At 55.9% G+C, this 16,782-nt stretch carries 15 protein-coding genes; 3 read left to right on the top strand and 12 right to left on the bottom strand.

All coding sequences use genetic code 11. The annotated features are described in order from the left end of the window. The 6 genes from AABZ39_06070 to AABZ39_06045 form a co-directional block, all read right to left on the bottom strand. Window positions 1-443 (bottom strand): NAD-dependent epimerase/dehydratase family protein (locus AABZ39_06070; protein MEK6794321.1); only part of this gene is annotated, 443 nt, incomplete at its 3' end. 39 nt (window positions 444-482) lie between these two features. Further along, window positions 483-1,529, bottom strand: coding sequence for a tocopherol cyclase family protein (locus AABZ39_06065; GenBank protein MEK6794320.1), 1,047 nt, complete (start codon window positions 1,527-1,529; stop codon window positions 483-485). Between the two features lie 21 nt (window positions 1,530-1,550). Beyond that, on the bottom strand, window positions 1,551-3,071 hold the full coding sequence (gene crtI / locus AABZ39_06060) for a phytoene desaturase family protein (GenBank protein MEK6794319.1): 1,521 nt from the start codon (window positions 3,069-3,071) through the stop codon (window positions 1,551-1,553). 66 nt (window positions 3,072-3,137) lie between these two features. Beyond that, the gene (locus AABZ39_06055) at window positions 3,138-3,632 is read right to left on the bottom strand and encodes a hypothetical protein (protein ID MEK6794318.1); all 495 of its coding nucleotides are present in this window, start codon (window positions 3,630-3,632) and stop codon (window positions 3,138-3,140) included. Continuing rightward, the gene (locus AABZ39_06050; protein ID MEK6794317.1) at window positions 3,633-4,427 is read right to left on the bottom strand and encodes a hypothetical protein; all 795 of its coding nucleotides are present in this window, start codon (window positions 4,425-4,427) and stop codon (window positions 3,633-3,635) included. Window position 4,428: 1 nt separating this feature from the next. Beyond that, window positions 4,429-5,388 carry an AraC family transcriptional regulator gene (locus AABZ39_06045; protein MEK6794316.1) on the bottom strand — a complete coding sequence of 320 codons (960 nt, stop codon included), beginning with the start codon at window positions 5,386-5,388 and terminating at the stop codon, window positions 4,429-4,431. 167 nt (window positions 5,389-5,555) lie between these two features. Between AABZ39_06045 and AABZ39_06040 the strand changes: the two genes are divergently transcribed. The 3 genes from AABZ39_06040 to AABZ39_06030 are packed head-to-tail and all read left to right on the top strand — an operon-like array spanning window position 5,556 to window position 10,132. Further along, complete coding sequence (locus AABZ39_06040; GenBank protein MEK6794315.1) at window positions 5,556-8,258, top strand: right-handed parallel beta-helix repeat-containing protein; 2,703 nt, start codon at window positions 5,556-5,558, stop codon at window positions 8,256-8,258. Window positions 8,259-8,274: 16 nt separating this feature from the next. Then, window positions 8,275-9,054, top strand: coding sequence for a LamG domain-containing protein (locus AABZ39_06035; protein MEK6794314.1), 780 nt, complete (start codon window positions 8,275-8,277; stop codon window positions 9,052-9,054). Between the two features lie 4 nt (window positions 9,055-9,058). After that, complete coding sequence (locus AABZ39_06030; GenBank protein ID MEK6794313.1) at window positions 9,059-10,132, top strand: hypothetical protein; 1,074 nt, start codon at window positions 9,059-9,061, stop codon at window positions 10,130-10,132. 33 nt (window positions 10,133-10,165) lie between these two features. Here AABZ39_06030 and AABZ39_06025 read toward each other — a convergent pair whose 3' ends face one another. The 6 genes from AABZ39_06025 to AABZ39_06000 all read right to left on the bottom strand — a co-directional run bounded on the left by AABZ39_06025 (window position 10,166) and on the right by AABZ39_06000 (window position 16,759). Next, window positions 10,166-11,035: an AraC family transcriptional regulator gene (locus AABZ39_06025; protein ID MEK6794312.1), complete on the bottom strand. Its 870-nt coding sequence runs from the start codon at window positions 11,033-11,035 to the stop codon at window positions 10,166-10,168. After that, window positions 11,022-11,705 carry a YggS family pyridoxal phosphate-dependent enzyme gene (locus AABZ39_06020; protein ID MEK6794311.1) on the bottom strand — a complete coding sequence of 228 codons (684 nt, stop codon included), beginning with the start codon at window positions 11,703-11,705 and terminating at the stop codon, window positions 11,022-11,024. The genes AABZ39_06025 and AABZ39_06020 overlap by 14 nt, the downstream gene beginning before the upstream one ends. Beyond that, on the bottom strand, window positions 11,702-12,493 hold the full coding sequence (locus AABZ39_06015) for a TIGR00282 family metallophosphoesterase (protein MEK6794310.1): 792 nt from the start codon (window positions 12,491-12,493) through the stop codon (window positions 11,702-11,704). Before AABZ39_06015 ends, AABZ39_06020 begins: the two co-directional genes overlap by 4 nt. Window positions 12,494-12,636: 143 nt before the next feature. Beyond that, on the bottom strand, window positions 12,637-14,166 hold the full coding sequence (gene rny / locus AABZ39_06010) for a ribonuclease Y (protein MEK6794309.1): 1,530 nt from the start codon (window positions 14,164-14,166) through the stop codon (window positions 12,637-12,639). A 251-nt stretch (window positions 14,167-14,417) separates the two neighbouring features. Next, window positions 14,418-15,602, bottom strand: coding sequence for an AAA family ATPase (locus tag AABZ39_06005; protein ID MEK6794308.1), 1,185 nt, complete (start codon window positions 15,600-15,602; stop codon window positions 14,418-14,420). A gap of 95 nt (window positions 15,603-15,697) precedes the next feature. Next, window positions 15,698-16,759 carry a hypothetical protein gene (locus AABZ39_06000; protein ID MEK6794307.1) on the bottom strand — a complete coding sequence of 354 codons (1,062 nt, stop codon included), beginning with the start codon at window positions 16,757-16,759 and terminating at the stop codon, window positions 15,698-15,700. Window positions 16,760-16,782: the final 23 nt, after the last annotated feature.

Genomic DNA, 16,782 nt, shown 5'->3' with positions numbered 1-16,782 from the left:
TCCCATGCCGTGCACACCGATGCGAGAAAATCGCCGCCGGGAGATGTACGTTCAATGACGGGGGTGTCATCGCGGGGACCATAATAACCTGTCGCGGAGGATTGTATCACCACTAATGGTTTTTTTACGGCCGCACGCACGGCCGCAACAACAGCGCTGCCGGCATCGACGCGGCTCTGCAGTATCATGCGTTTTCGCGCATTGGTCCAACGCCCGGATGCGATGGGCGCCCCCGCAAGATTCACTATCGCATCGGCGCCGTCGGCAAGATGTCCCCATCCCGACGCACTGCGGCCGTCCCAGTGCACCTCACGGACACCCTTAGGAAGTGTTCTCGATCCCGGTCTTCTGCTCAATACGACCACAGCACAGCCGTCCGCGGTGAGATGCTCCGCTAATGAGCGTCCGATAAGTCCTGTGCCGCCGGTGATGATAACACGCATTACTGCCTCTCGATGATACTCAGAGCACGTATCCGGTGCTTACTGGTGATCTATATTCCCGATATTCCCGCTTATCTCAAGCCCCGCATGCACGCCCTCATCCTTGAACACGGTTCGCCCGTTTTCGGTAAGCGTTACCGCGATACGCGCCGACATGCTCTCGGCTATACGCCCTTCCATGACGCCGTGGGACGGGGAAGCGAGATTCGCCCCCGGTGCACGGTATGCGGTGAGCGATAACGTTCTCTTCCTGTCGGCAAGAACATAGCGTACTGATCTTTTCTCCGGAACAATGGAAACAAGACGCGCTCCGGTGTAGCTTGCGAAGCGATAAAGCTTTCCGCCGAGGTAGAGCCCCGCAATGAAGCCGGTGAAACTTCCTCCCATCCAGGGGATGTTCGCTACCGATGCGGTGAGCGATACGCGTTCCCGCGTGAAGTGATTCGTCTGCATCCACACCCATGCCGACGGGAATGACCGCCCCCAGTCCTTTTCTATGTAGCCGCGTCCGCCGTTCATCGACATTTTTTTCTTATTATTCATGATGGTGCCGGAAATGAGGTGATCGAAACTGAGCACGCCGTGATAGCATTCCATGAACGGGGCGAATGCATACGGCCCCATGATGCCTGGAGAGAGCAAGGTCACGGGCCAGGGCACGCATCCTGAGAACGAGACATCGGCGCTGAACCGGTATGCGCCGTTCGACACATCGCACCTGATGCCGTCGCGCGTAAAACGGTTCTTGCCGATACATACCTCAAAACGATGATCGTTAAAAGAGAATTCACCGGCGTCAAATCGTATGTAATGCGATGCCCTGGCCATCCCGTCAAGTACTTGAATGAAGGCATGCGGCGTCTCCTTCGCATCACCCAGGGCTATCCCGGGAATAACAGCGAAGCGGCTCTTGCCGTCGGCTGATATGAGCTTGTAATACCATCCCTCGAAGAAGTGCCGCTTTTTCCCGTAACCGTGATAGAGCGCGGGGTCCCATATCCTTCGCAGGCGATGGGCGATGGCTGCCGCTGGTGATAGTCGCTCAGTGATCGAATGCATGCGCAGACCGAAATCCAGCCAGTTCATGCCTATACAATACGAATCTTTTTAAACAAGGGTGTTCTTCGAAACGTAGGGTACCTTGTATTTTTTGCTGATGAGGTTCGCGCTGATACGCGCTGATTCGTATATCGTCGGCAGTCCGCTCCCCGGATGCGTGCCGCCGCCGGTAAGATAGACACGGTCCACTTCCTCGAAACGGTTGTGCGGACGGAGGAAGAGCATCTGGGTGAGCTTATGCGAGAGATTGAACGTTGCGCCGTTGTATACGTTGTAGTCATCGCGCCAGCCGTCCGGCGTGATGATCTTTTCGCAGACGATGTTCCTGCGAAGGTCCTTCATCACCGTCTTCTTCTCAATGGCGTCAAGCACGATATCGCGGAATTCATCCTTCACCGAAGCCCAGTCGATGTCCCCCGTAAGGTTCGCCACCGGTACAAGCACGTAAAGCGCGCTGTGCCCCTTGGGTGCGAGCGTCCTGTCGGTAACGCCGGCGTTGCGCACATAGAACGATGTATCCTTCGAAAGCACTTTTCGCTTGAAGATATCGGCGACATTGCCCTTGTAATCATCAGCAAAAACAATGGAATGATGGGGCATATCGTAGCGTTTCTTCACGCCGAGATACATCATGAATATCGAACAGGAATAATCCTTCTTCGCAACGTTCTTCTTGCTGTGCTTTTTCAGTACGCCGTCGTCAAAGAGGTTCGTCATCGCATGACCGAAATCGGCGTTGATGATGACATCGTCCGCGGGCACTATCTCGCCATCGGCAAGTTCTATGCCCGTAGCCGCCTTGTCCTTCACGACGATGCGTTTTACCGGCGCATGAAGATATATCGACCCGCCGTTCTTCTTTACGACTTTTGCCATTGCGTCCGATATCGCCGAAAGCCCGCCCTCGGTATGATACACGCCGAAGGCATGCTCTATATACGAGATGATGGTGAACGCGCCCGGGCATTCCCATGGCGACATGCCGAGATACTTCGCCTGGAACGTGAAGGTGAGCGCGAGCTTTTCGTTGGAGAAATAGCCGCGAAGCACATCCATGAGCGAACGGCCGATGGACAGATGCGAAAGCGCACCGCGGAATTCCTTGGAAAGAAGTTCGCGCGCGCTGCCGTATTCCTTCTGGAGGCAGGGATACATCCGGTCGAACCGCACCTTTTCACGCGCAAGATATTTCGCAAGACCCATTCCCTGTCCCGGATATATCCGTTCGATCATCGCTTCCATCTTTTTATGGTCTGAGCTCGGTTCGAACACGACATCATCGAAGGAAAGCCGGTACATGGGATCGAGCTTGTTGAATTTAAGATGTTTTTTCGATTCGGTGCCGGCTTCCTCGAACACCTCATCAAGAACATTCTTCAGCATGAGGAATGTGGGACCGGTATCGAACGTGTAGCGGTTCGCGCCTTTCTTGAGCACTATCGCCTTATTGCGGCCGCCGACCGTACTGTCCTTCTCGAACACGCTCACCTTGAAGCCGCGATGGGCGAGTATCATGGCAGCGGTAAGCCCTCCCGGGCCGGCACCGATAATAGCGATATGCTTTTTCATGTAGAGCTCCACGTGTGATGTCTGCGGGAGTATATCATGAATACGGGGCGATGTAAAATTATGCTGTCACATTTTCCTGCTGTCATACGCCCAATGAAGGAGCGCCTGACGCTGGCGTCTGCGGCAATTGAGGTCGCCGTCGCAGTTCTTGAGTTGTGCGATATGACGCACCATCGCCTTCCACCGCTTGATCTGCCGATCATCATCTTCGCTGCGCCGTCCGCGATAGTATCGGCAATACCATTGGAACCATCCCCGCGGGTCCTGCGGGCGTATCCATCCTTTTTCGCGCCAGTAGCGGAGCGGTTTCGATGCATCAATGCCGAAATAGTTGAGCGTCGCGTCCTTTTTTTTGCGTGCAAGTTTGGCATGCGTGAACCATGACGCAGGGAATTCCTTCGTGCAGTCGGTCATGTATTTCCCGCCGAATACGCCCAGAGCGAGCATCTGTTTCGGTGTAAGCTCCGGCTTGAAATCGGGATGGAAATTCTCCCCCTCCGGTTCGGTGAGCTGATATGCATACCCCTTCTGCATGCGGTCATGGATGAGTATTTTTCCCATTCACTGCTCCGCTATGCCGAACGCCTTCATGCGCGTTTTGCACATTGCTATGGTCTTCGTATCAGAAGCCCTGTCATCAGCTGACGGCGCCACACGGGCGATGTCGCGGAACATCTGCATCGCCCGATCGCGGTCGCCGGCATCATGCAGGAGATCGGCGTGGAAAAAACGCGCGACAAGGGAATTCGGGTTTATTGCAAGCGAGCGTTCATAATACTCCCGTGCTTTCGCCTTATCCGGCCATGTCTGGAATATCGGGACATGCGGGGCGATGGCATGAAGACGCCCGTAGAAGAGGAATGTCAGATCGGGAGCGAAATTGTTCCCGAGCGAGAGGCAACGGTCCAGATGATATCGTATCCTGTCGGCATACCCGCTGCCCGCTATCTCGAACGCATCTGCGCAGTCGATCATTCGTGCGAAAAGCAGCGCTGATGACAGATGGTACACTGCGGACGTATTCGTGTTCGTCGAACACTTCGCGATCAGTGCGAGTGCATCGCGATAGGCCCTTTTCTTTTCATCGCAGGTGCCGATATCGAGCGAGAAGTGCACGGTGCTCACGGTATCCGCGTAGCGGTAAAGGATATGCTCCGGCGCACCGTTCGCCATAATGACGGCATACGAGCGCCGCGCGGCCATCCCTGCACGCTCAGCAGCAGCGCCGGAGGAACGCTTCATTTCCCGATACAGGGAATCAGCCTTCTGTATCGTACTTTCATCCGCGGGTATCCCGAACGCAGTGCTGAGCACTCCAATGGATACGATCAGATATTCCCTGATACCCGATCGCATACTACGGCTTCATCCGCGTATTCGCCGTTCTTGCATATTCCTTCGGGGCGGCGCCGGTAAACCGCCGGAACGCTGATGCAAAATGGGCCGGCGATGCGAAGCCGAGATGATACGCACAATCCGTAACGCTGACCGTATCACTCAGCATCGCGCACGCATGTTCTATCTTTTTCGCAAGGTGATACTGCTTCAGTGAAACACCCGTTTCGCGTTTGAATATCTTCCGTATCGTCGCGGCGCTCACACCGATGCCGTCGCAGAGCTCCTGCATGCCGATGGCACGCTCACGCGTCAGCATGTCGATATGCCGCTTCGCGCGGACCACGAGTGATGAGCCGGGCGCCGGTGCCGATCCCCGCGAACGGACGGCTGACAAAAGGAGGCCGATGACCGCGGGAGCGAAGGCGATAAATCCAATGTCATCCCGTGCCGTGAGCGAATCATACAGCTCCGAGAAAAGTCTTTCAAAAGATCCGCCTGCGGGGAAAAGATTCACCTTCATCCGCCGTATTCGCCGGAACAGCGCCGTGGTTTCCGCCGCAGAAAGCATGAGCAGCCCATCGCCGGGATGAGGGTACTCGATCACAAGCCAATAGTATCCGCCCGGCGGCGTGACGGGCGTTATGCCCGCGATACGCGTTCCCGCCGGTACAAAGAAGGTCTCACCGGCCTTGCCGGTGTACCGCCGTGTCCCGAGTTTTATCTCACAGCTTCCTTCAGGGATATGGAGCATGAGCAGAGCCCGCGCATGCCTATGGTCGTGAATCGGTGCGCGCCATGCCTGCGGACGGACGAACCCGGCGCCGACGATGTAGGGATGCGTTATCCGGTCACGGATAGAGGTCGAATCCGCGGCAAGGACCGCCCTTTGCAGGACACGTCCGCGCTTGACCATTTCGGGAAAATAGCCTCGGCAGCGGGCCATATTCGGGAATGTTATCGAACGCCGCGGTATTTTCATGACGGATCACCTGCTCTATTGTACTGCCCCGGACCGCAAATGACAAGGATGTACCATCAAAAATCGATACTATCGATTTCTTGTTGCGCTCGAGAACGGTTCTGCATATACTGGATATCGATACAGCACTGCGGCTGTCGTCCCGTACCGGCATCAAGGAGCACACCATGGGTTTTCGTAGAACAGCGTATACCCTCTTCGCCTCGGCACTGTGCGCATGGCTTCTTCCCGCAGCGAGCTGGTATATCGCAACGAACGGCAATGACGCCTGGAGCGGGACACTGCCTGCCGTCAACGCGGCGAAGACGGACGGCCCCTTCGCAACGATAGCACGCGCGCAGGAAGCGGTCCGTACGGCAGGGAAGAGCACTGAAACGGTGATCGAACTCCGCGGCGGCATGTATACCGTCACAAAGCCGATCGTATTCACCCCAGCCGATTCCGGCACAGCGAATGCCCCTGTCAGCTATCGGTCGTACAAGGGGGAACGCGTTGTCATAAGCGGCGGCATGCGTATGACCGGGTGGAAAAAGTCGGGACAACTCTGGAGCACGCGTATCGCGGATGGAGGCGCAGGGAAGCTCTATTTCACTTCGCTTTTCGTGAACGGGGAACGGCGCATACGCGCGCGCACGCCGAACGCGGGGAAATACTTTTTCACTAGGAGCATCATCAAAAAAACGCCGGAATACAATTCCCCCACGAAAGGGATAATGTTCAGCGAGAACGACATCCAGAAATGGTCAAATCTCGAAGAGGCATATATCGTACTCTTCCATAATTGGGTCTCGTCGATCAACTATCTCCGCGTGCTTGATCTGAAAAAAAAGCGTGTTGAATTCTGGCAGGAATCACCGGGGTTCTTCTTCGGCACCTCCGTGCGTTACTTCGTTGAGAACGTCTTTGAAGCACTCGATGCACCCGGCGAATGGTTCCTCAACACCAACGGCACGCTCTTCTATTATCCTTTGCCGGGAGAAGATACCTCCATCGCACAGGTCATAGCACCGGTCATCGATAGGACGCTCGTATCATTCGAGGGGGACGTGGGCAAAGATGCATTCGTGGAGCATATCCGTTTCCAGGGACTTTCCTTCCAGCACGTCAACGCGCTCCTTGATGTCGAGAAAGTAAAGAACAGCGTGCAGGGTGCACATCTTCAGACAGGCGCGATAACCGCTGCCGGCATGCGTCACGTCGTGTTCGAGGATTGCGAGATCACCCATGTCGGCGAGCACGCGATATCGCTCAAGTTCGGCTGCAAGGACAACGTGTTCCGCCGCCTCCACATGCACGACCTCGGCGGCGGCGGCGTCTATATGGGCGACGATCAGAATAATGACGGGGCATCGTTCGTCATCGAGCGCAACGTCGTGGACAACTGTTTCATCCACGACGGCGGGCATATCTTTCACGCCGGCATCGGCGTCTTTATGGGCAGATGCGCACACGGCAATACCGTCTCACATAATGAGATATGCGATCTCAGCTACTCCGGCGTTTCACTCGGCTGGAGCTGGAGCGGCAAGCAGAAGAGCATGACGAGCGGCAACATCGCGGAATACAATCACATCCATCACATCGGCAACGGTGTACTCTGCGATATGGCCGGCATTTATACGCTCGGCGTTTCCCCCGGCACACGCATCAACAATAATCTGATACATGATGTCACCCGTTTCGAGCAGGGACATCTGGGCTATGGCGGCCACGGCATCTATCTCGATGCGGGGAGTTCGGAAATACTGGTCGAGAACAACATCGTCCATGACATTCGGGATAGCGCATTTTTCCCTCATTCGTATGAATATCCGTATGGTGATATCGTTCGCAACAATATCTTCGCGTTCGCAGGTACCGGCCTCTATTTCACCGGGAATAAAAGGGTACATGATGATCGGCAGGTCGATTTCTACGGCAACATCGTCTACTGCACGAACGGCGCCGCGGTCGACGGCATCATCCACGACCCGACAAAGCTGCGTTTCGCGTCCAATCTGTACTGGAACTCGGCCGACGGGCTCACGTTCATAACCGACACGTTCGATGCCTGGAAGGCGAAAGGCAACGATGCGGCCTCCCTCTTTGCCGATCCGCTGTTCGAGAACGCTGCAAAAAGGGACCTTCGCCTGAAGCAGTCCTCCCCGGCACTGTCGCAGATCGGATTCACACCCATCGACATGTCTTCCATCGGGCTTTACGGCGATACTGCATGGACAGCGCTCCCGAAAAAGATCGTGAATCGCGCATTTGAAGCAGCCCCTCCGCTCAAGGAAGCAACGCGCATCATCGAGGATTTTGAATCCACGGATGCGGGCGGTGTTCCAGCCGAGATTACAGCGACCACGGAGAATAAAGGGGACTCCATCGCCGTGGACGCGGTGAAGGGCGCGGGGGGTGCGCAGGCGCTCAAGATCACCGATGCGCCGGGCCTGAAATACGATTTTAATCCGCACTGGAACTATCGCGCGAGCATGAAGCCCGGGAAATACGAATTCTCCTGCGACATTATGAACAGCAGGGAAACGCCGGCGAATTTCTACTTTGAGATGCGCGATTGGAGTAAGACCATTTTTGCCGGGCCTTCGGTCTCCATCGACATGAACGGTGCGGTGCGCGTCGGCGAGCGGGAGATCACCGTCGTAGAGCCGGGCACGTGGTTTCAGCTACACATCGCGTTCGATACGTCAGTGGGTGCGCCGGGCAGTTTCGCGGTTTCGATCACACCGGCGGGCGGGACACGGGTGAAAGCAGAATGTCCGTTCACGAGCGATAAATTCAAGACGATCAACTGGGTCGGGTTCGCGAGCATGAGCACGAATACGGCGGTGTTCTACATCGATAATTTCGATCTCCGCGCCGTCAAATAATATCGAGGGGTTGCGTATGAAGCACCTTGCCTGTTCCCTGCTATTCCTTTGTATCGTCTCCATCGGCACAGCGGCAGACGGCATTCTGGGCATCTGGAAATTCGATGTGCCCAGCGCTGTCCGAGTCGAGGACAGCTCCGGCAACGGATATCATGCATCCCTTACCGGGGCAAAATGGGTATTGGGCAGTTTCGGCACAGCGCTCTTGTTCGACAAACCGGGCACAGGGCTCGATCTGCCGAAGGATGCCGGCAAATTCGATACCGGCAGCTTTACGCTCTCGTTCTGGATATGTCCGTTCGAATACGACACCGCCTCGAAGTATCGCATGAAGCGCATCATGGGCGTATCCGAATATCCAAAGCGCTGGTGGAACGTCGATATGAACAATGACGGCATCATCGAAATGGAAATGGGGCTCACCCCTGCCGGCGCCGCAGCACCGGTGAACGGGGGCTCGTCATCAAGCGCCAAAGTCCCGCTCAAGGCGTGGACATGCATCGTCATCACGGTTGACCGAGATGCCGGGAAAACTCGTTTCTATTGCAACGGTGAACTCGACGCTGAACGCCCGATACCGGCTGCTTTCACAGGCCCCCTTTCGATGCAATTGCCGGTGCATGCCGGCTACAACGGGGAGAATGCGTTCCTCGGGCTTTTTGACGAGCTCATGATAGCCGCACGCGCGGTAACGGCGGATGAGGTCCGGGCAGCGTTTGAACGCAAGCGCACGGGCAGACAAAGCATCGGGTATACGGCAGCGGCTATTAAGCGCGTTGTCATTGTCGAGGAGTAACGGCATGCGTACGGATGTAAGAACTGTCGAACGCACTATCGGCTTTGATCACGGACGGATGCCGGCGATAACATCGCGGATCGCGAATTGGTGGGAATGCGGCGAACAGGAACACCCCTGCATCATCGCCACGGTCGCCCCGAAAAGCGAAGGTCCGTCGCACGATATGACCGAACATTGGATGAACGTCGACGGCATTATCGCGCGTACCATGCACCGCATTGACAATACGCGGTACTACGGAGAAGCGGTGCCGTATCATTATCTCGATCTCGGCGCAAGCGCCATGGCATGCACGCTCGGCGGCAGGGTTGAATTCGTGGATACGACGACGATATGGTCGCATCCGTCGCTTAACTCGCTCGAAGCGGCGGCCGATCTTATTCGCGACAGAACGAACCCCTATTATCGGCTGCTGATCGATACGGCACGGCGCTCAGCCGCGTGCGCTCAAGGGCATCACTTCATCGCTCCGTACGCGCTCGGGGGGCTTCTCGATACCATCGCGGGATTATACGGCACGGAGCCGATGCTCATCGATATGCTGGAACGACCATCGCTCCTGAAAAAAGCGCTTGAGAACATGAAGCGTGTCTGGATAGATTCGTTCAATGAGATAGCATCTGTCATCTCCTCAGGCGATCACGGCGGTATCGGCTGGGCGGGTGTGTGGGCGCCTGGAACGACATTCCCGGTGCAGGAGGACTGCTCGTACATGTTCTCGGCTGACATGTTCCGGGAATTCTGCGTGCCGCATCTCGCCGACATATTCGATGCGATGGACTATCCGTTCTATCACCTCGACGGTATCGGCGCCATCGTCCATCTCGATGCGCTTCTGGAGATGAAGGACCTCAAAGCGATTCAATGGCAGCCGGGCGCTGGGAAAGAGCGTCTTCATCAGTGGTACGATCTCATACGGAGGATCATCGATGCGGGGAAGGCATGCCAGGTCTATGCGCATGCGGACGAGGTCGACGATCTTGTAAAGAACGTCGGTGCGAATGGACTTCTCGTTATCTGCAATTGCCGCGACGAGAGCACAGCGCATGAACTTATGGAAAAATGCGTCGAATAGATCCGCAACATACGCTCCGGCGGACGATACATCTCATTTCTTCTTTTTTCGTCCCGCATGCACGGCCATTTTCGCTGCATACCGGTTGGGCGTCATGCCGGTCTCGCGCTTGAACGCCCGATAGAAGTACGGTACGCTCTCAAATCCTATCTGGAAACTCGCGGCCACCGCGTTCTCCCCATTGGCGACGAGCGCCTTCGCTCGGTTAAGCCGCACGCGATTGACGTATTCCTTGAACGTCATGCCTGTTTCCTTCTTGAAGTTGCGTGTGAACTGCCGTGTGCCGATAGGGATGAGCGCGGCCATATCGGCGACCGATAATTTCCGGAAATAGTTCGTCCTCACGTAATCGATGATGCCGTTCATGCCTGCCCGTTCGCTCTCGATGCGGCGCGACCGCTCGCGGTAGAACGCGATATTGAGCACCATTTCGGCGAGTTTCAGCGTGAGATGCAGCCGTCTGCCGAATGATGCATCATCCTTCTCATAGATCATTTCGCGCAGCGACGCCGGTATCGTCATGAGGAGCGCATTGCGCGCCACGTCGATGACGCGTTCGGAGCGCGGGAGCGCATCGAGAACATTGATGAGATATTTCCGCGCATTGACCGCGAACGCCTCCGGCGAGAAGTAGATGTTGTACAGATGCAGCGTCCCGCCCGGCGTGCCTATTATCTGATGCTCTTCCCCGCGGTTGACGATGATGACGCGTTCTCCTTCAATGGCGAAACTTTCGCTGCCTATGCGCATGCGCCCGCGGCCCTCGATGAGGAACATGATCGCATATGCGTCGTGGTGATGGGGGGGGTATTGTTCTATTTTCTCGTAGATATCCTCGGTGAGATACACGGGGAATTTCGCTATGTTCGGTATTTTCCAATACACGGCGCTACCCGCGTTCACCGAAGATGAGCGAGCCGATGCGCAGTATCGTGGCGCCGTATTTGAGCGCTGATCCAAAATCCGAGCTCATGCCCATGGAGAGTTCGGTAAGCGATGGATAACGTGAGCTAAGCGTGTCGCGCAGGTCGCGAAGCAGGGCGAATTCGCGTTCCACCGCTACCGCGTCGTCCGATAATGAGGCGATGCCCATGAGCCCGCGCACGGAAAGATGTTCCTTCTCTTTCGCGGCAGCGATGAGGGTTTCCGCCGCATCGGGGGCGACACCGCCTTTCTGCGCCTCATTGCTGATGTTCACCTGTATCAGGATATCCATGGAGCGATTGAGCGCCGCGCATCGCTTATCGAGTTCGTCGATGATATCGCGGGAGTCCACGCTGTGCACGAGCGCGGCATCGCGGGCGATATATTTCACTTTGTTCGTCTGTATCGGCCCGATGAAGTTCCATTGTATGGTGCTGTCAAGCGCCGCCGCTTTGTCGCGCAATTCCTGGCCGCGGCTCTCGCCGAGATGCGCAGTGAGCGACAGCGAGACGAATTCGCGCACGGTCTCTATCGGTACCGTCTTCGTCACCGCAACGATGGTCACCCGTCGGTCGGCATCGCCGGCCTTGTGCAGAGCCTCGCGTACGCGCTCTTCGACACGCGCATAATTCGCCTTCAGGTCCGTCATGGCTTCTTCGCCCGTATCCTTTCGATGGCCGTTGCCTTTCCGCTTGATGCATCTATCGTGATGACCGCCCCGTGGAGCACCGGGTCTTCCTTATCGACCTCGAATTTATGCGGGAGATTGGTGACGAAACGCTTTATCGCCGCGTCGCGCCGAATGCCGATGACCGAATTCTCGCCGCCGCACATGCCGAGGTCGGTGATGTACGCGGTGCCGTTCTTCAATATGCGCTCGTCAGCCGTCTGCACATGCGTGTGCGTACCGGTGACCGCCGATACGATGCCGTCCAGATGATACCCCATCGCCTGCTTTTCCGCCGTCGCCTCGGCGTGAAAATCGACGATGATGATCTTCGTTTCCTTTTCGATGGCCTTGACGGCATGAAGACCGCGGCGGAACGGACAGTCCACCGCGTCCATGAACGTGCGTCCGAGAAGATTCAGAACGGCTATCTTTCTTCCATTGACATCGAACACGGTGTAGCCGTTGCCCGGCGTGCCTTCCGGATAATTGAACGGACGAAGGAGCCGCTTCTCATCGCCGATGAACGCGAACACGTCCTTGCATTTCCAGATATGATTGCCGCTCGTAATGGCATCCACGCCCATGCTGAAGATATCGGCGGCTATGTCGCGAGTGATGCCGAAGCCGCCCGCAGCGTTCTCGCCGTTCGCAACGACAAAATCGATATGATGTTCTTCCTTAAGCTTCGGGAGCGTATCGCGAAGCGCGCTCCTCCCCGCATCGCCGATGAGGTCGCCGACACAGAGAACTTTCACTTCATCGCCCATGAAGCACTTCCTTTGGATGATACGCTCATATGCAAGGGCCGATTATAACGCACAAACCAAGGTTTCACAACACGGCTGATAAAAAAGGCGTAACGGCAGGACTTTCGCCTCACCGCTACGCCGTATCGTATCGACAATGCCCGTCAGCGCGCTATTTCCACCGCGCGCATTTCGCGTATCACGGTCACCCGTATGATGCCCGGATACTTCAATTCTTCCTCTATCTTCCGTGCTATGTCGCGCGCCAAGTCCTTCGCCTTCGCGTCGTCGACCATGTCGTTGCGCGCCATGACGCGTATCTCGCGGCCGGCCTGTATCGCGAACGTCTTCTCGACGCCGGCGAAACTGTTGGCGATGCGCTCGAGATTCTCAAGGCGCTTCACGTAGTTCTCAAAGCTTTCGCGGCGTGCGCCCGGGCGTGCTGCGCTTATCGCGTCGGCCGCCTTGACGATGACCGCTTCCGGCGACAATGCGTCCACATCGCCGTGATGCGCGCGGATGATATTGACGATGGTCTCCGGTTCTCCGAAGCGTTTCGCCATTTCCGCGCCCACGATGGAGTGCGATCCCTCGCCCTCGACCTCGACCGCCTTGCCGATGTCGTGGAGAAAGCCCCCGCGGCGTGCAAGTTCCACGTTCGCGCCGAGCTCGGCGGCGATGATGCCGGAGATGTTCGATACTTCCTTGATGTGCGCGAGCACGTTCTGCCCGTAGCTGGTACGGAAATGCAGCCGTCCGACATAGCGGAGTATCTCCGGATGCACCGACGTTATGTTCATGTCGATGCGGGCGCGTTCGCCCTCTTCCATCATGACATGTTCTATCTCTTTCGTGGTCCGCTCGACCACTTCCTCGATACGTGCCGGGTGTATGCGTCCGTCAAGCACGAGTTTCTCGAGCGAGCGTTTCGCCACCTCGCGGCGTACCGGATCGAAGCAGGAGATTATCACTGCCTCCGGTGTATCGTCGATGATGACGTCCACACCGGTGAGCGTTTCGAGCGTGCGGATATTGCGTCCCTCGCGCCCGATGATGCGTCCTTTCATCTCCTCGCCGGGCAAGGATACCGATGAAACCGATGCGTCCTGCGTCACTTCGCCTGCGATGCGCTGTATCGCCTGAATGATGACCTCGCGGGCCTTCTTCTCGCCGGCTTCGATGGCGCCTTTCTCGATATTGTCGATGGTACGGGAAGCGGCGCGTTTCGCCTCTTCCTCAAGCGCGGAAATAAGGGCGCGTTTCGCCTCTTCGGCGGAAAGCCCCGATATCCGTTCGAGCTCTTTGCGGTGCTTTTCCATTGCGGTGGAAAGCTCCGCCTCCTGCTGCTGATTGCGCTTTTCCCTGTTCGCTAATTCATGCTCTCGTTGATCGATCGATTCGTACTTTCGGTCGAGATTTTCCTCTTTTTGATGGATGCGCTTCTCTAGCTGAGAAAGCTCGCTCCGTCGTTCACGAACCTCGTTCTCAAAAGTGTTCCGTTCACGCGATATCAGATCACGAGTCTCGACCAGCAGTGATTTCTTTTCGGCATCGGCCGTTCGCCGTGCCTCGTCGATGAGCGTCTTGCTCATCATCTCCGCCGATCGGGCCTTCGTACGGGCATACAGCCACCGCACGATAAAACCAGCAATGAAAGCAACCAGGGAAAAGACAACGATAAGTACCGTTGTCATTGTCTTCTCCTTAGTTTTCTAAGATCATACTCATTTCTCACCGCGGAATGAACCACGGTAAAATACAGTTTACCATGTCTGGATGGAAAGTCAACTGGATGGACTTCGATCATCAGAAAAATATTATAGGACAGGATTGAGGCCTTCCCGCTGGACGTCCCAGCGCTAGGGGGCGTTTTTTTCGGCGCACCATCCCAACCTGCGTGCCTCGCTGCAACAGCGGTGAAGAAGTCCGATCAACGGTGCTGATGCTAAACCAATGCAGTGAGGAATCTGTCTGCAGGGATCACATGAACACCGGTCTGTTTATCCCGGTAATACGACCTTTCGAGGGTGACAAGAAAACGGTTCTCGACGGAAAGGCGCGATCCGAAGTACGCAAGCGGACGCAGTGAATCGGGCTTCCCGATCTTGCATTCCGCCAAAAGGAAGGGCTTTTTCTCCCAGGTGATGAGAAAATCAACCTCACGCTTTTCCCTGTCGCGGATGAAATACAATTCCGCCTGTATCCCGAACGCATCATGACAGTAGTGACAGAATTTATTGAGATGGCTTGCGATCATGTTCTCAAAGCGTTGTCCGGGGTCGGTTACCTCTGACCAGTCCCAGAGATAGTACTTCGATTCTTTCGTCAATGCACGGGCGAGATTGCCGTGCCATGCTGGGACACGGAAGATATAGTAATTCCTCGAGAGCAGCTCAAGCCAAGATGATATGGTTTTCGGACTTGTATGAATATCCTCGGCAAGTGAGGCGGCTGATAAGGGAGATGATACCCGTTCAGGGATGAGCGCGCCAAGGAGTTCGATCTGACCAAGTAGCTGTACGGATTCTGCATCACGGATATCTTCCCTGAATACGCGTTCGAACCGCTCCCGCTGCCAGCGCTTGAGGCTTCGTTCGGAACTGGCGAGGAACGGTTCGGGAAATCCCCCGAATCGCATGAGTTCCGATATTCCTTTTGCGGCAGCCGAAAAATCGAGGATGGGAGGCTTCGAAGTGAATTCCTTCGGGGCCGACCGCGCGGCGATCTCCGCGAGACTGAAAGGGTGCAGCCGATAGTAATGATAGCGCCCGAGCAGCGAATCCCCTCCCTTGCGGTAAATATCGAGCCGCGAGCTCCCCGTAACGATGATCTTTTCCCCGCCGGTGCGGGTATCCCATATCCCTTTTATATGCGATTTCCATCGGGAATACTTATGCAGCTCGTCAAAGATGATGAGCGCAGTATCCGGTGGGAACTGTGACCGCAGAACGCTTCTGCGGTGATCGGTGTTGTCCCAATTGAGATAGAGCGCGTTCTTTTCCGCAGCGGCTATGGCCTTTGCAAGCGTGGTTTTTCCGACCTGACGCGGCCCGCCGATAAAAACCATTTTTGAGCTCAGGTCATCTTCGATGAGCGGGAAAAGATAGCGGTATTCCTTTGCTGCGGTCATTGAGATAATATAGTATGCCTATTCATATTTGTCAATACAAAAATGGATAGATATACATTTTTGTCATATATAAAATTGAGGTGTAATGACCATCGCTAAGAGAATGGATTCGTTGCGTAATCCGAAGCCGCTTTTTCCCCAAAGAACTGCATATCGGCGAAATCAAGGAATGCATTCCAGTCATCGATGCCGTGAGAATGCGCGCCCTCGCGGTACCAGATACCGATCTTCTCCTCCGCACCGAGGAAGCGGTACACCTCTTTCGCTGCGAGATAGGTGGCATAGGTCCCTTTCGGGTTCGCCCAGAGATCGCCGAGCGCCTCGGTGGAGAGCAATGCCCGCGGAGCGACAAGCGCTTTGAGCGAATGCTGGTCGAACGGGAGATCGCTCTCTTTGCCGATATAATCGCGCAGTTTCGGCGAGAACCAGTAGGGCACCGGTTTGAGTAAATCAGCGAGCATTTCACTCCCTTCTCCGGTTATCCGAAAGCAGCCCGCACCGCCGCATCCGGAATCGTTGGGTGCGGTGAGTGCAATGCGTTCATCAGTTGCGCCTGCCAAGAGAACGCATTTTCCGCCGCGCGAATGGCCGACGACGGCTATCTTCGATGCATCGACAGTGCTCTGCCTGATAAGGAAGTCCACGACGCGGTGATACCCCCATGCCCATGCGGATAATGCGCCGAAGGTGCTCTTCGGATAGACGAGATATAACGCGGTATCGCGTACGCTCGAATATGCGTCCGGTGCTATCTCGGTGCGGTTGAACGTTGCGAAGATATAGCCGCGTGAAAGCACTTCGAGCGCCACTTCGTCTGATGCGTATTTCCAGCAGCCGTCGCCGTTTATGACTGCCGGGAAGGGCCCGTCGCCGTTCGGTATGAGAATATCTACGATGAACCAGAATGGCCGGGTGCCTCCCTCGATGTTGATGCGGTACTGCTGGTGAGTACAGTCGTGAAGCCGCTTGACCGGGTTATGGCGATGGAGGAGCGCGGTACGTATCGCCGGTGTCGGCGGGAGCTCGCCGTATTCAATATCGAGTATGACCTTTAAAAGCTCATCCCGTCTTTTCCGCCACTCAGCAGCAGTGCGCACGCGTTGACCGTCCGCACAGATGAACGGATCGGGAAGACCGCCTTTTACAACTGTGTCCATGCTGTTCTCCAAGACCTATCGGA

It is taken from the genome of Spirochaetota bacterium (assembly GCA_038043445.1).
Taxonomy (GTDB): domain Bacteria; phylum Spirochaetota; class Brachyspiria; order Brachyspirales; family JACRPF01; genus JBBTBY01.
Note: the sequence above shows the minus strand (reverse complement) of the source record. Positions and strands in the feature narration are given on the sequence as shown.